This is a genomic window from Sphingomonas sp. SFZ2018-12, from assembly GCF_022496715.1.
Classification (GTDB): domain Bacteria; phylum Pseudomonadota; class Alphaproteobacteria; order Sphingomonadales; family Sphingomonadaceae; genus Sphingomonas.
Map to the genome: position 1 here is coordinate 1 of NZ_WTFM01000005.1, position 14,282 is coordinate 14,282.

17 protein-coding genes, 1 tRNA gene and 1 pseudogene are annotated in these 14,282 nt (G+C 67.7%); 9 read left to right on the forward strand and 10 right to left on the reverse strand.

The window, feature by feature from the left end:
* Together GO308_RS15295 and GO308_RS15300 are read left to right on the forward strand one after the other, a co-directional pair.
* Nucleotides 1-212 (forward strand): annotated as a pseudogene (locus GO308_RS15295) (hypothetical protein); the annotation flags it as partial.
* Between the two features lie 49 nt (nt 213-261).
* A complete protein-coding gene (locus GO308_RS15300; RefSeq protein WP_240886060.1) occupies nt 262-468 on the forward strand; it encodes a hypothetical protein in 207 nt (68 codons plus the stop codon).
* On the opposite strand, the gene GO308_RS15305 is transcribed toward GO308_RS15300, so the two are convergent.
* From GO308_RS15305 to dapB, 4 genes are all read right to left on the reverse strand, one after another.
* Nucleotides 439-515, reverse strand: a tRNA-Arg gene (locus tag GO308_RS15305). The genes GO308_RS15300 and GO308_RS15305 overlap by 30 nt on opposite strands.
* A gap of 80 nt (nt 516-595) precedes the next feature.
* Nucleotides 596-934, reverse strand: coding sequence for a hypothetical protein (locus tag GO308_RS15310; RefSeq protein ID WP_231726239.1), 339 nt, complete (start codon nt 932-934; stop codon nt 596-598).
* Between the two features lie 64 nt (nt 935-998).
* The gene (nth, locus tag GO308_RS15315) at nt 999-1,658 is read right to left on the reverse strand and encodes an endonuclease III (protein WP_066481593.1); all 660 of its coding nucleotides are present in this window, start codon (nt 1,656-1,658) and stop codon (nt 999-1,001) included.
* Between the two features lie 16 nt (nt 1,659-1,674).
* Entirely contained in the window at nt 1,675-2,403 is a 729-nt protein-coding gene (gene dapB / locus GO308_RS15320; protein WP_240886061.1) for a 4-hydroxy-tetrahydrodipicolinate reductase, read from the reverse strand.
* A 99-nt stretch (nt 2,404-2,502) separates the two neighbouring features.
* Here dapB and GO308_RS15325 point away from each other — a divergent pair, with 99 nt between their 5' ends.
* Nucleotides 2,503-3,204: an NAD-dependent deacylase gene (locus tag GO308_RS15325; protein ID WP_240886062.1), complete on the forward strand. Its 702-nt coding sequence runs from the start codon at nt 2,503-2,505 to the stop codon at nt 3,202-3,204.
* A 4-nt stretch (nt 3,205-3,208) separates the two neighbouring features.
* Here GO308_RS15325 and GO308_RS15330 read toward each other — a convergent pair whose 3' ends face one another.
* From GO308_RS15330 to lepB, 4 genes are read right to left on the reverse strand one after another with little or no spacing between them, the layout of a single operon-like run.
* On the reverse strand, nt 3,209-4,165 hold the full coding sequence (locus tag GO308_RS15330) for a carbon-nitrogen hydrolase family protein (protein WP_066670815.1): 957 nt from the start codon (nt 4,163-4,165) through the stop codon (nt 3,209-3,211).
* Nucleotides 4,162-5,076, reverse strand: coding sequence for a GTPase Era (gene era, locus GO308_RS15335; protein WP_240886063.1), 915 nt, complete (start codon nt 5,074-5,076; stop codon nt 4,162-4,164). The genes GO308_RS15330 and era overlap by 4 nt, the downstream gene beginning before the upstream one ends.
* A gap of 7 nt (nt 5,077-5,083) precedes the next feature.
* Entirely contained in the window at nt 5,084-5,755 is a 672-nt protein-coding gene (rnc, locus tag GO308_RS15340) for a ribonuclease III (RefSeq protein WP_240886064.1), read from the reverse strand.
* Nucleotides 5,752-6,561, reverse strand: a complete 810-nt coding sequence (lepB, locus tag GO308_RS15345) for a signal peptidase I (protein WP_240886065.1) — start codon at nt 6,559-6,561, stop codon at nt 5,752-5,754. The genes rnc and lepB overlap by 4 nt, the downstream gene beginning before the upstream one ends.
* 292 nt (nt 6,562-6,853) lie before the next feature.
* Here lepB and pgi point away from each other — a divergent pair, with 292 nt between their 5' ends.
* The 4 genes from pgi to gorA all read left to right on the forward strand — a co-directional run bounded on the left by pgi (nt 6,854) and on the right by gorA (nt 10,478).
* A complete protein-coding gene (gene pgi / locus GO308_RS15350; protein WP_240886066.1) occupies nt 6,854-8,347 on the forward strand; it encodes a glucose-6-phosphate isomerase in 1,494 nt (497 codons plus the stop codon).
* A 186-nt stretch (nt 8,348-8,533) separates the two neighbouring features.
* Nucleotides 8,534-8,728, forward strand: coding sequence for a type II toxin-antitoxin system VapB family antitoxin (locus GO308_RS15355; RefSeq protein ID WP_066481614.1), 195 nt, complete (start codon nt 8,534-8,536; stop codon nt 8,726-8,728).
* A complete protein-coding gene (locus tag GO308_RS15360) occupies nt 8,725-9,138 on the forward strand; it encodes a PIN domain nuclease (RefSeq protein ID WP_240886067.1) in 414 nt (137 codons plus the stop codon). The genes GO308_RS15355 and GO308_RS15360 overlap by 4 nt, the downstream gene beginning before the upstream one ends.
* On the forward strand, nt 9,135-10,478 hold the full coding sequence (gene gorA, locus GO308_RS15365) for a glutathione-disulfide reductase (protein WP_240886068.1): 1,344 nt from the start codon (nt 9,135-9,137) through the stop codon (nt 10,476-10,478). The genes GO308_RS15360 and gorA overlap by 4 nt, the downstream gene beginning before the upstream one ends.
* Before the next feature lie 36 nt (nt 10,479-10,514).
* Here the strand turns inward: gorA and GO308_RS15370 are convergent, their stop codons facing one another.
* Entirely contained in the window at nt 10,515-11,789 is a 1,275-nt protein-coding gene (locus GO308_RS15370; RefSeq protein WP_240886069.1) for a cation:dicarboxylase symporter family transporter, read from the reverse strand.
* A gap of 72 nt (nt 11,790-11,861) precedes the next feature.
* Here GO308_RS15370 and glmM point away from each other — a divergent pair, with 72 nt between their 5' ends.
* On the forward strand, nt 11,862-13,202 hold the full coding sequence (gene glmM, locus GO308_RS15375) for a phosphoglucosamine mutase (RefSeq protein ID WP_066670837.1): 1,341 nt from the start codon (nt 11,862-11,864) through the stop codon (nt 13,200-13,202).
* Nucleotides 13,203-13,457: 255 nt separating this feature from the next.
* Here glmM and GO308_RS15380 read toward each other — a convergent pair whose 3' ends face one another.
* Nucleotides 13,458-13,811, reverse strand: a complete 354-nt coding sequence (locus GO308_RS15380; protein WP_240886167.1) for a GIY-YIG nuclease family protein — start codon at nt 13,809-13,811, stop codon at nt 13,458-13,460.
* A gap of 160 nt (nt 13,812-13,971) precedes the next feature.
* Between GO308_RS15380 and GO308_RS15385 the strand changes: the two genes are divergently transcribed.
* On the forward strand, nt 13,972-14,196 hold the full coding sequence (locus GO308_RS15385) for a DUF1272 domain-containing protein (RefSeq protein ID WP_240886070.1): 225 nt from the start codon (nt 13,972-13,974) through the stop codon (nt 14,194-14,196).
* Nucleotides 14,197-14,282 lie beyond the last annotated feature (86 nt).

The window sequence follows — 14,282 nt, forward strand, 5'->3', positions numbered from 1 at the left end:
TCATCGCCCGGCTCGAGCACCAGGTCGGCCGCATCCTCGTCAACGGCTGGCCGACCGGGGTCGAGGTCTCACCCGCCATGGTCCATGGCGGACCGTTCCCCGCCACCTCCGACGGCCGCTCCACCTCGGTCGGCACCCTCGCCATCGACCGCTTCCTCCGCCCCGTCTGCTACCAGTCAGTCCCCGATGCGCTCTACCAGAGACTCGGGTGATGAACTTTTAGTCAGGCGCTGTCAGACGAACGAGGCCATTGCCCGGGGTGTGGCTGCACCGCTGCACGACGCGCTGGGCATCTGGAACCCCGACGCCATCGAGAAGCAACGTGCCGCCTGGCTGCGCCCGACGAATCGTCGCCGTGCGAATTCGTTCAAGCACACTTCAACCGACAGCGTTCTTGCGCAGATTTTCCGTCCGACTGCTGCCAAGCTCGTGAAAAACTGGCGCACCCGACAGGATTCGAACCTGTGACCTCTGCCTTCGGAGGGCAGCGCTCTATCCAGCTGAGCTACGGGTGCCGGCGCGAGGGCGTGCCTAGCAAAGCGTTGCGGCGTGCGCCAGCCCGGAGTGAGGGCGGGTCGCGATCCGATCTCCGGGGCTATTTACTGGCTGGCGGCTTCGCCAGCTCGACCGGCTGGAATTCGCCGAGCGCGCAGCCCGCGCCGGCCTGAAGCCCCGGTCCCTGGTTGAGCAGCACGGTGATGATGTCGACCGAGCACAGCTGCGAAATCGTCGTCGAATAGGAAAAGCGCCGCTCGAATCCGAGCTGCGGGCACGACTGGGGCAGGGTGTTGCGATACACCTTGCGGTTCGTCGTCGTGAAATCGATCACCCGGTCGTTGCGGACGATGCTCTGGCGGATCTGGCGCAGCGGGATGCAGCTCACCGGCTTGCCGACCGGCGTCGCCTCGGGCACCTGGTTGCGGTCCTTGGCCATGCCCGGCACGGCAATGGTCATCAGCATGGCGGCGGCGATCGGGTGGCGCATCGGTCCTGCTCCTTCATCGCCCGGCACGGTCGACGGCCGGTTCGGGCGTCTTGGCCTTGAACGCGCACAGCTCGACCACGCTGCATCGCCAGCATTCGGGCCTGCGCGCCTTGCAGATATATCGTCCGTGCAGGATTAACCAGTGATGAGCGTGCAGGCGGAACGGCGCCGGCGTCGCCTTGTCCAGCTTCAGCTCGACCGCGAGCGGCGTCTTGCCGCGCGCCAGGCCGGTGCGGTTGCACACGCGGAACAAATGGGTGTCGACGGCAAAGGTCTCGGCACCGAACGCGACGTTCATCACGACATTGGCGGTCTTGCGGCCGACGCCGGGCAGCCGCTCCAGCGCGTCGCGGTCGGCGGGCACCTGGCTCGCATGATCGCGGATCAGCGCCTGGCTCAGCGCGATCACGTTCTTCGCCTTGGCATTGAACAGGCCGATCGTCCTGATATGCGTCTTCAGGCCATCCTCGCCCAGTTCGACCATCTGCTCGGGCGTCGTCACTTCGGCGAACAGGCGGCTTGTGGCGCGGTTGACCCCGGCGTCGGTCGCCTGCGCCGACAGCACGACCGCGACGAGCAGCTGATAGACATTGCCATAGGCCAGCTCGGTTTCCGGATGCGGGTTCGCCGCCGCCAGCCGGGCGTAGAATTCGATGACGTCGGCTTTCTTCAAGGGCGCGGCTCTTCCTTCAAAGGCCCAGCACCGCGTCCATGGCAAAGCGCCCCGGCGGCTGGTCGATCAGCCAAAGGGCAGCGCGCACCGCGCCCTGGGCAAAGATCGCGCGGTCGTCGGCGCGGTGGGCGAGTTCGATCCGCTCGCCATTGCCCGCGAACAGTACGACATGGTCGCCGACGATGGTGCCGCCGCGCATGCTGGCGAAACCGATCGTCCCCGGCGTGCGCGCACCGGTCAGCCCGGCGCGTCCGGTGACCGCGGTCTCGGCGAGCGTGCTGCCGATCCCGCGCGCGGCGGCTTCGCCCAGCATCAGCGCGGTGCCCGATGGTGCGTCGCGCTTCTCGCGGTGATGCGCCTCGACGATCTCGATGTCCCAGTCGGGGCCGAGCCGCGCGGCGGCTTCGGCGACCAGCCGCGACAGCAGCGCGACGCCGAGCGAGGTGTTGCCGGTCTGCAGCACCGCGATCTCGCCCGCCGCTGCGTCGATCAGCGCATGATGCTGGGCGTTGAGGCCGGTGGTGCCGACCAGGATTGGCCGCCGGTGCGCGCGCGCCGCATCGAGATGCGCCTCCAGCGCCCCGGGGGCGGAAAAATCGACCAGGACATCGCTGTCGCGGGCCAGTGCGACCGGATCGTCGCCGGCGTCGGCGCCGCTGGCGGTCACGGTGCCCATCTCGCCGACCACCGCGGCGATCGCCCGGCCCATGCGCCCATGGCTGCCGTAGATGCCGATCCGGGTCATGCTGCTCTCCTGCGCGTTCGACGTTGCCCGCGCCTTTGGCAGAAAGCGGCAGGCGCGCCCAGCCTGTTCGCGGGGCGCGGCGCGGGATAAGGACGGGGAATGACGGAAATTCGCAACATCGTCGTGCTGACCGGCGCGGGCATTTCGGCGGAAAGCGGCATCGCCACCTTTCGCGGGCCGGGCGGGCTGTGGGAGGGGCACCGGGTCGAGGACGTGTGCACGCCCGAGGCGCTGGCGCGCGATCCGGTGCTGGTCCACCGCTTCTATGACGAACGCCGTGCCGCGCTGGCGCGGGTCGCGCCCAACGCCGCGCATGTCGCACTTGCGCGTCTCGATGCCGAATGGCCGGGCGGGCTGCTGATCGTGACCCAGAATGTCGACGACCTGCACGAGCGCGCGGGGGCGAAACGACCGATCCACATGCATGGCGAGCTGAAATCGGCGCTGTGCGCGCATTGCGGCGATCGGCGGGCGTGGGAAGCGGCGTTGCCGCCCGCCACCGAATGCGGCCGCTGCGGCCTGCCGGCGCTGCGTCCCGACATCGTGTTCTTCGGCGAGATTCCCTATCGGATGGACGAAATCGACACCGCGATTGCCGATTGCGACCTGTTCGTGTCGATCGGCACGTCGGGCGCGGTCTATCCCGCCGCCGGCTTCGTCCGCACCGCCCGCCACTGGGGCGCACACACGCTGGAGATGAATCTCGATCCCTCGGAGGGCAGCCTGTTCTTCGACGAAACCCGGCTGGGGCGGGCGGGGGAGCTGGTCCCTGCCTGGGTGAATGCGGTGCTCGCAGGCTGACCGCTCACCCCCGCTCGACCAGCCCAGCCTTTTCGCGCCGGTCGACATGCAGTTCGAACACGTCGGGGCGGGCATAATGGCCGTCGGTGTCGAGCGCGGTCAGCGCGCGGCCGATCTGGCTGAGGTCGAGGTCGGCGACGAGCAACTCCGCCTGCGCGCCAGCCTGCGCTGCGACCGTTCCTTCGGGGGTGATGATTGCGCTGCCGCCCATCTGGAGCTGGCCATCGGCCATGCCCATCAGCAGCGCGCGCGCGTCCGTATCGCCGCCGACCCGCGCGAGCCCGTCGAGCACCTCGTCACGGTGCTGGATCGTGCCTGCGGCCAGCACGAAGCAGCGGCCCTCGAACGCATAGTGGCGGCTGGCGACCGCATACATCTCGCGCACCGTGGGCCAGGCGGCGACGTGTACCGCTTCACCGGCATGGTGCATGGCCGCGCGCGCCAGCGGCATCCAGTGTTCCCAACAGATCAGCGACCCGACCGCGCCCCAGTCCGCCGCATGCACGTCCAATGTCGACCCGTCGCCGCGCGCCCAGATCAGCCGCTCGCCATGCGTCGGCACCAGCTTGCGGTGGGGTAGCGGCGGCTGGCCGGGACGGAACAGATATTGCGTGTTGGTCAGGCTGGACCGCACGCGGGCGTGCGCACCGACGCTGACCAGCACGCCCGCCTTGTCGACCAGCGCCTGAAGCGGCTCCAGCCGCGGGTCGTCGTCACGCACCGCCTGGTCGAGCAGGATGGCGTGCAGCGCGCGCGTGCCGGGATGGTCCCACATCGCCGCGTCGGGGGCTTCGTCGAGCCAGAGCGGATAGCCGCCCAGAAACGTCTCGCCAAACGCAATCACCTGCGCGCCCGCGTCGATCGCGCGTTCGACATGGCCGATCAGTTCGCGGATGCCCTCGCCGATCGCCAGCGGCAACGGTGCCGCCTGAACGATTGCTGCGCGTATCTGTTTCGTCATTCCACCCAGTCCAGCCCCATGTCGCGATAGAGGGTGCGATCCTCCATCCATTCGGGCCGGACCTTGACGTGGAGATACAGGTGCACGCGCACCCCCATGATCCGCGACAGCTCGGCCCGCGCCCGCGCGCCGATCTCCTTAATGCGGCTGCCGCCCTTGCCTAGGACAATAGCGCGCTGTGTTTCGCGCGCGACCAGGATCTGCTGGTGGATTTCGACCGATCCGTCCTCGCGCTCCTTGTACAGCTCGGTATCGACCGCGCTGGCATAGGGCAGCTCGGCGTGGAGCTGGAGGTAAAGCTGCTCGCGGGTCACCTCGGCGGCCAGCATCCGGTCGGTCGCGTCGGACACCTGGTCCTCGGGGAAATGCCACGGCGCTTCGGGCATCCGCGCCGCCAGCGCCGTCTTCAGCTCGGCCACCCCGTCGCCGGTGGTGGCCGACACGAAATAGGTCTCGGTGAACCCCACCCGTTCGTTCAGCTTTGCGGCGAGGGTCAGCAGGCGCGGCTTGTCGGCGATGTCGACCTTGTTGAGCACCAGGAACTTGGGCTCGTGCCGCGCCGCCAGCCCCTCGGCGATGTCGGCGACGCGCTGGGGCAGCCCGCCCTTGGCATCGACGACCAGCGCGATGACGTCCGCGCCCTCGGTCCCGCCCCAGGCGGCGGCGACCATCGCGCGGTCGAGCCTGCGTTCGGGGGTAAAGATGCCCGGCGTGTCGACCAGCAACAGCTGGGTCGCACCCTCGATCGCCAGGCCCATCAGCCGCGCGCGCGTCGTCTGCGCCTTGGGACTGACGATCGCCACCTTCTGGCCGACCAGCGCGTTGACCAGGGTCGACTTGCCGGCATTGGGTGCGCCGACGATCGCGACCAGACCGCAATGCTGTAACTGGGTTTCGGGGGTTTCGGTCATCGTCCGGTCACTTTGTCAGTTGCGCAAGCAGCGCGGCGGCGGCGGCGGTTTCGGCTTCCTGCTTCGATGCGCCTTCGGCTTCGGCCTCGGCCAGTTTGCCGATCGAGGCACGCACGCGAAAACGCGGCGCATGGTGCGGCCCGGCGCGCTCGACGACTTCGTACACCGGCGCGCGGCGCTGATGCGCGGCCGCCCATTCCTGCAACGCCGACTTGGGGTGGCGCGGCGCGTGCGTCTGGGTGTCGATCCGGTCCGCCCAGGCGCGGCGGACGAAATCGCGCGCGGCACCCATGCCCTGGTCGAGATAGAGCGCGCCGATCAGCGCCTCCATGACATCGCCCAGCACATTGTCGCTTTGTGCCGCACCGTCGTCGCGTGCCTGCTTGCCCAGCCGCAGCAGCGCGGGCAGGCCCAGCTGCCGGGCGACCGCGGCGCAGACGGGTCCGGTCACCAGCGCGTTGAGACGCCTGGACAGCGCGCCCTCCGGCTCGCCGCCGAACCGCTCATACAGCCATTCGGCGATCAGCAGCCCCAGCACCCGGTCGCCCAGAAACTCCAGCCGCTCGTAATTCTCGGCGCGCTGACTGCCATGGGTCACCGCGCGCAGATAAGGGGCCAGGTCGGCGGGCGTGTGGCGGAAATGGGTCGCAACCCATCCCGCCACGTCCGTGTCGCTCAAAAGCCTTCCCCGATGCGCCCCCAGCGTGCGGCGGTGAACCACGTCCAGGGCAGCAGCCACTGGGCGCTGCCGTCGGTCGACCAGAAATTGACCACCGCCTTGCCCTCAAGATTCTGCATCGGGACATATTCCAGCCCGCCCGCCTCGCGCGCGAAGCGGCTGTCGGTCGAATCGTCGCGATTGTCGCCCATCATGAACACATGGCCGGCCGGCACGGTGAAGACGGGGGTATCGTCGCCGGGGCTGAACCCCTGGTCGAGCACCAGATAGCTCTTGCCGTTGGGCAGCGTCTCGCGGAACTGCGGATAGCGACAGATCGGGGTGCCGTCGGCGGCCTGGTCCTGGAACGCGCCGCGGCATCCGAAATTGGGGGTGACCGGCAGCACGAAATCGGCGACGCGCTGGCGCGGCACCTGCTTGCCGTTCAGGTACAGGACGCCGCCCTGCACCTGCACCGTATCGCCGGGCAGGGCGATGACCCGCTTGATCCAGTCCTGCTCGTCCGCCGGCGGTGCCTTGAACACCACCACGTCGCCGCGCGCGGGATCCGACGCCAGGATGCGACCGGGGATCAGCGGCAGGCTCCACGGCAGCGAATGGCGCGAATAGCCGTAATTCCACTTGGTGATGAACAGATAGTCGCCGATCAGCAGGCGCGGCAGCATCGACCCGGACGGGATGTTGAAGGGCGAGAAGATGAAGCTTCTGACCACGAACATCAGGATCGCGAGCTTGAGCAGAAAGGAGAGGGTTTCGCGCCACTCGGAACGGGGCGGTTGCGCGGCTGCGCGGATCGATCTGGCCATGACCGCCCGCGTAGCGCCAATTTTTGCGCCGCGCCAGCTTTGCGGGTGGCGGATTGCGGGACGGGCGGTTAGGGCAACGCCAACCAGGCTCGCCCGCGCTTCTGATGGTTTGGTTCAGGGAGGGCGTCACCCCGGACTTGATCCGGGGTCCCGCTTTCTCGCGACCGGTCCGGCAGCGGGACCCCGGCGCAAGGCCGGGGTGACGGTGGAGCCGGGGCGTGGGGAGCGGTCCGATGTTCCGAGTCACGCGATTGATTAAGACCGGGTGGTGAGCCCGCAGAGGAGTCGCAGTATGAGTGAAGCCGACTGGAGCGCCATTGACGCGCTGAAGCCTACGCCGATCGCCAGCCTGTTCGACGGCGATCCCGACCGGCTGGCACGCCTCACGCTAGATATCGCCGGCATCCATTTCGACTGGTCGAAAACGCATCTCGACGCCGCCGCGCTCGATGCATTTCAGGCGCTCGCCACCTCGGCGGGTCTTGTGGCCAAGCGTGACCAGCTGTTCGCCGGCGCCGCGATCAATGTGACCGAAGGCCGCGCCGCCGAACACAGCGCAGAACGCGGCGAAGGTGCCCCCGACAGCGTCGAGCGCGCACGTGGCTTTCAATCCCGGATGCGCGCGCTGATCGACGCAATCGAGGCCGAGGCGCTCGGCCCCGTCCGCCACATCCTGCACATCGGCATTGGCGGCTCGGCGCTCGGCCCCGACCTGATCGTCGACGCGCTCGGCCGCGATGCCGACCGCTACGACGTGGCGATCGTGTCGAATGTCGACGGCCTGGCGCTCGAGGAGGCGATTCGCGACTTCGATCCCGCCGCGACCCTCATCGCAATCGCGTCGAAGACGTTCACCACCACCGAAACGCTGCTCAACGCGGAAAGCGCGATCGCGTGGCTCGCCGAAAGCGGCGTCGCCGACCCCTATGGCCGCATCGTCGCGCTGACCGCCGCGCCCGACAAGGCGATGGCGTGGGGCGTGGACGAAACCCGTATCCTGCCGTTCGCCGAAAGCGTTGGCGGGCGCTATTCGCTGTGGTCGTCGATCGGCTTTCCCGCCGCGCTCGGGCTCGGCTGGGACCAGTTCGAGGAGTTGCTGGAGGGCGCGGCCGAAATGGACCGCCATTTCCGCCTCGCCCCGCTCGATCGCAACGCGCCGGTGCTCGCCGCGTTCGCCGACCTGTTCTATACTCAGGTGATGGGCTGCGCGACCCGCGCGACCTTCGCCTATGACGAGCGGCTGCGGCTGCTGCCCAGCTATCTCCAGCAGCTCGAAATGGAATCGAACGGCAAGCGCGTGACCGCCGATGGCCGGCCGGTGGCCCGCGCGACCGCGCCGATCACCTGGGGCGGGGTCGGCACCGATGCCCAGCATGCGGTGTTCCAGCTGCTCCATCAGGGTACGCATGTCGTCCCCGTCGAGTTCGTGGCCGTGGTGGAGCCCGAGGACGCGCTCGCCGACGCGCACCACCGCCAGTTGCTGCTCAACGCCTTCGCCCAGGGCGCCGCGCTGATGAAGGGCCGCGCCAACGACGATGCGGCGCGCGCCTATCCCGGCGACCGGCCATCGTCGACGCTGCTGCTCGACCGGCTCGACGCGCGCACGCTCGGCGCGCTGATCGCCTTCTACGAACAGCGTACCTTCGTGAATGCGGCGCTGCTCGGCATCAACCCGTTCGACCAGTTCGGGGTCGAGCTCGGCAAGGAAATGGCCAAGGCCGCCGACCAGGGCGGGCTCGACTTCGATCCCTCGACCCAGGACCTGATCGCCCGCGCGTTTGGCTAGACCCTGCAACTGAGAACCTTGTCACCCCGGCCTCGTGCCGGGGGCCCGCTGCTTCTCGCGCCGGATCAGGCAGCAGGACTCCGGCTACAACACCGGGTGACGGGGCGTCATGGGCGGATTGGCCTTCGTCCTTGCGCCGGTCAGGCTGCCACCCTATGTGTATAGAGTCGCCCGAGGATACACATCATGCGCACCAACATCGACATCGACGACGACTTGATGGCGGAGGCCATCAAGGCAACCGGAGCCAAGACCAAGAAGGAAGCCGTGGAGATCGCGCTCCGCAAGACCGTGCAGATCGGTCGCCAGCGCGAAATCCTCAAATATTTCGGCAAGATCGACTGGCAAGGTGATCTCGATGCCATGCGGCGCGACGATTGATCGTCGTTGACTCGAGCGTTTGGATCGACGCGCTGCGGGGCAACCACACCCGAGCGGTCGCGGCGTTCAAGACAATGACGATGAGTGACGAGGTGATCGTCGGTGATCTTGTTTTGATGGAGGTCCTCCAGGGGATTCGCGAGGACAAGCTGTTTGAAGCGTTTCGACGCGACATGCAGGTATTCCCGGTGATCGAGATCGGCGGCGAGGAAATCGCCATCGCCGCCGCGCGCAATTATCGCATCTTGCGCGCAAAGGGTGTCACGGTCCGCAAGACGATCGACACGCTGATCGCGACGCGCTGTATTCGCGACGGGCTGGCGCTGCTCTACAGCGACCGTGATTTCGACCCCTTTGTCGAGCATCTGGGGCTGATCCCCGTGCTCGACCCCGCATCCGGAGTGAATTGATGGCATTCGACTACGACCTCTTCGTGATCGGCGCGGGATCGGGCGGCGTGCGCGCCTCGCGCGTCGCCGCCGCGCATGGCGCGCGCGTCGCCGTGGCGGAGGAGCACAAGGTCGGCGGCACCTGCGTCGTGCGCGGCTGCGTGCCCAAGAAGCTGCTCGTCTACGGCGCGCATTTCGCCGAGGATCTGAGCGACGCACGCAATTTCGGCTGGGACGTGCCGACCTGCGGCTTCAACTGGCCGAGGTTGCAGGCGAACGTGCTGGCCGCGGTCGACCGCATCATCGATTCCTACACCTCGACCCTGGAGCATCATCAGGTCGAGATCTTCCGCGAGCGCGCGACGGTCAGCGGCCCGCAAGAGGTGACCCTGGCCAGCGGGCGGACGGTTACTGCCGAACGCATCCTGATCGCCACCGGCGCGCGCCCGCACATTCCCGATTTCCCGGGGTGCGAGCATGGCATCACCTCGAACGACGTGTTTCATCTGGAAACCCTGCCCAAGCGGGTGCTGATCGCGGGCGCGGGCTATATCGCCAACGAATTTGCCGGCATCTTCAACGAATTCGGCGCGCAAGTGACGCTGATCAACCGCAGCGACGTGATCCTGCGCGGTTATGACGAATCGATCCGCGACCGGTTGCTCCAGATCTCGATGACCAAGGGCATCGATTTCCGCTTCAACACCAGCTTCAAGTCGATCGAGAAGCGCGACGACGGCACTTTGCGCGTCGATCTCGACGGCTCGGACGCGATGGAGGTCGACACCGTGCTGTTCGCCACCGGCCGCGTCCCCAATACCCGCGGCCTCGGCCTCGAAGCTGCCGGGGTCGAACTCGACAAGGGCGCGGTCAAGGTCGATGCAGACAACCAGTCGAGCTGCCCCAGCATCTATGCGGTCGGCGACGTCACCAACCGGGTCCAGCTCACCCCCGTCGCGATCCGCGAGGGTCAGGCCTTTGCCGATACCATCTATGGCAACAAGCCGACGCGGGTCGACTATAGCTGCATCCCCAGCGCGGTGTTCAGCCATCCGCCGATGGCGGGTGTCGGCATGACCGAGGGCGAGGCGCGCAACCGGCTCGGCTCGATCAAGGTCTATCAGTCCGATTTCCGGCCGATGAAGAACGTGCTCGCCGACCGCAACGAGCGCGCGCTCTACAAGATGATCTGCGAAAGCGACACCGGCCGCATCGTCGGGCTGCACATGATCGGCCCCGACGCGCCCGAGATCCTTCAGGTCGCCGCAATCGCGATCAAGGCACGGCTGACCAAGGACGCGTTCGACCAGACGGTCGCGCTCCACCCGACCATGTCGGAGGAACTGGTGCTGATGCGCTGACGGGCGTCGGGCGCGGACGCCCGAAACCGACCCCCGTCACCCCCGACCTGATCCGGGAGCCGGAACCACGTCGGCTTCGCGCGGGTCGTCGCCGTCCCCGCGGTCGGCGATCGTGGCGGTCACCGCGACGTCCATCGTGACATTGCCGAGCGTGCGCATGATGTCGGGCAGGGTTTCGACCGCGACCAGCAGCGCGAGCGGCTCGATCGGGACGCCGATGGCCGAGTTGATCGGGGCGATCGAGGTCACGAAGCTGATCGTACCGGGCAAGCCGACCGACCCCATCGTCGTGATCGCCGCCGCCGCAATGCCGATCGCGACGCTGTAGGGGGTCAGCTCGATCCCGTACCAATGCGCGATGTAGAAGGCGACGGCGACGTTCATCGTCGGGCTGGTCGCGCGAAAGATCGCCACCGCCATCGGCAGGATGACACTCGACTGCGCATGGGCTGCGCCCAGTGCATCCGCGCCGCGCAGCATTGCGGGCAGGCTGGCCAGCGAGGACTGCGTGCTGATCGCCACCGCCCATGCGGGCAGCATCGCGCGGACAAACGCACCCGGCGATCGCTTGCCCGCCAGGGCAACGAAAAAGGCGAGCAGAAAAATCATCAGCCCCACCGACGAGACGATCAGCACATAATGGGCCAGTGCCCCCAGCGCCGCGCTGCCCGTCCGCGCGCCCAGCCCGAATGCGAGCGCGGTAACGCCGACCGGGGCCAGCCACAGCACCCAGTTGATGATGATGATCATCGCCTCACCGATCGCATCGAACAGCCCGACCAGCGTGCCGCGATGCGGTTCGGGCAAGCGCACGACCGCAAAGGCGAAGATCAGCGTGAACACGATCAGCGGCAATAGCTGATCTGTCGCCGCCGCGTTGATCGGGTTGGTCGGCACCATGCCCTTGATGAACTCGACGAATGGCGGCACCTCGCCCACGTCGCCGGCCCTGCTCAGCGCGCTTTTCAGCGCATCGGCCGATGCCCGCGGCATCGGGAAGAGGGCCAGCAGTCCCAGCGTCATCAGCCCGCCCAGCGCCGAAAACACCCATAGCAGCGCGACGAAGCGCGCCAGTACCTTGGCCGCAAAAGCGGTGGCGCTCGCCGCGCGTGCCGCCCTGGCGATGCCGACCACCAGCAACGCGACGACCAGCGGCACGATCGTCATGCGCAGCCCGTTCAGCCACAACGTCCCGATGGGGTCGGTCCAGCCCGCGATCCGGCTCGTCGCGTCGGGGGCCCATTCGCCCATGGCGATGCCGGCCACCAGCCCCAGGATCAGCGCGGCCAGGATGCGGGTTGCCTGTGACATGCTCGCCCTTCTTGAAAACGGGCGCTATCACACCGGCCCAACAGACTGCGCAAGGTGAAGACAGGCAGCGTAATGGCAAGAAAATATTTCGGAACCGACGGAATTCGCGGACCCACCAACGCATCGGCGATGACGGCTGCGACCGCGATGAAGGTCGGCATGGCGGCCGGCGCGCATTTCCAGCGCGGCGATCATCGTCACCGCGTGGTCATCGGCAAGGATACGCGGCTATCGGGCTATATGCTCGAAAACGCGCTGACCGCGGGCTTCACTTCGGTCGGCATGGACGTGGTGCTCGTCGGGCCGATGCCCACCCCGGCGGTGGCAATGCTGACCCAGTCGATGCGCGCCGATATCGGCGTGATGATCTCGGCCAGCCACAATCCCTATGCCGATAACGGCATCAAGCTGTTCGGGCCCGATGGCTACAAGCTGTCGGACGCGGACGAGGAAGCGATCGAGGCGCTGATCGACGGCGACGTGCCGCTCGCGCCCTCGGCCGAAATCGGACGCGCCCGCCGGATCGAGGATGCGCGCGGCCGCTATATCCACTTCGCCAAGTCGACCTTTCCCGCCGACCTCCGCCTCGACGGGCTCAAGCTGGTGGTCGATTGCGCCAATGGCGCCGCCTATCAGGTCGCGCCGTCGGCGCTGTGGGAGCTGGGGGCCGAAGTCATCACCATCGGCGTCACCCCAAATGGCAAGAACATCAATGCCGGCGTCGGCTCGACGGCACCGGAAACACTATGCGAAACCGTGGTCGCCAGCGGGGCTGCGATCGGCATCGCGCTCGACGGCGACGCCGACCGGCTGATCGTGGTCGATGAACAGGGGCATATCGTCGACGGCGACCAGCTGATGGCGACGATCGCGACCGGCTGGGCGCGCCAGGGCCGGCTCGCCGGCGGCGGCCTGGTGACGACGGTGATGTCCAATCTGGGGCTGGAACGGCATTTGTCCGCCCAGGGGCTGGGCATGGTCCGCACCAAGGTCGGCGACCGTCATGTCCTCGAAAAAATGCGTAGCTCCGGCTACAATGTCGGTGGGGAACAATCGGGGCACATTATCCTCGCGGATTATGCAACCACCGGCGACGGCCTGGTCGCAGCACTTCAGGTGCTCGCCGAACTGGTCCGCGCCGGCGCGCCGGCCAGCGAAGTGCTCCACCGCTTCGATCCCTTGCCCCAGCTCCTCCGCAACGTCCGCTTCACCGGCGGCAAGCCGCTCGACGACCCGCGCGTTCAGGACGTGATCGCCGCCGCCGAAGCCGAACTCGACGGCCGCGGCCGCCTCGTCATCCGCCCGTCGGGCACCGAACCGGTAATCCGCGTGATGGCCGAAGGCGACGATGCCGATCAGGTCGAGGCGGTAGTCGACCGCATCTGCGACGCGGTCAGGGTAGCGGCGGGGTAGGGGTCCGGGGACCATAAAGCGCGAGCGTCACCTTGGCCCCGGCCCGGTTGACGTTGGTCACTTTTCCTCGCTCGTCACCCCGGCCCACGTGCCGGGGTCCACCGCGCCGCCAGACGCAACGCTTGCCGAGCCGGGCGGAGGTCGCGCTCCTTCCGCCCTATTGCCGACGTCGCACATCGTAACGCAAGCCAGCCCCGGCGGCACGGTGGACCCCGGAACACGTCCGGGGTGACAAGCCTGGTAACGCGACAATCGTCACCCCGGCCTCGTGCCGGGGTCCACCGGGCCGCCGGGCTCCACCCTCAGAGGTTCAAGCCCGAACCCCACCGCCAGGTCATTCCACGCCGGGTTCTGCGCCTCGATCAGGTTGCGCTTCCACTCGCGCCGATAGCGTTTCAGCTGTTTCTCGCGCGAAATCGCTGCGTCCATCGTCGCGGCGACTTCGAAATAAACCAGCCGATGGACGCCAAACTTTGCGGTGAACCCGCCAAATGTCCCGTCGCGATGCTGCACGATCCTAGCAAGCAGGTTGGACGTCACGCCGACATACAGCGTGTCATTATACCCGTTAGCGAGAATGTAGACGCAGGGATTCCGCTCAACGATCATGGGCCGGAGCGTGCCGCCCGGTGGACCCCGGAACAAGTCCGGGGTGACGACTCTAGGCAACATTCCCGTTACCCGGCCCACGTGCCGGGGTCCACCGGGCAACCGGGCGCTGCGCCCGACCATCTTTCCAACCGCGCCCGCCACCGCTACCACCGCCGCCATGCTCGACATGCGCCCCGATTGCGAACGCTGCGGCGTCGATCTGCCCGCCGCCGCGCCGGGGGCGTTCATCTGTTCGTTCGAATGCACCTTCTGCGCCGAATGCGCCGACGCGCTCGACGATCGCTGCCCCAATTGCGGCGGCGAGCTGATGGACCGGCCGACCCGCACCGGCGCGGCGTTGAAGCGCCACCCCGCCAGCACCGAACGCCGGCACAAGGGTTGATCGGCACGCCACGACCCTGTCCTACATCCACCCCATCGTGGCACACCCACCGCCGATGTCGCGGCACCTTCGCCTTCGCCGGAACC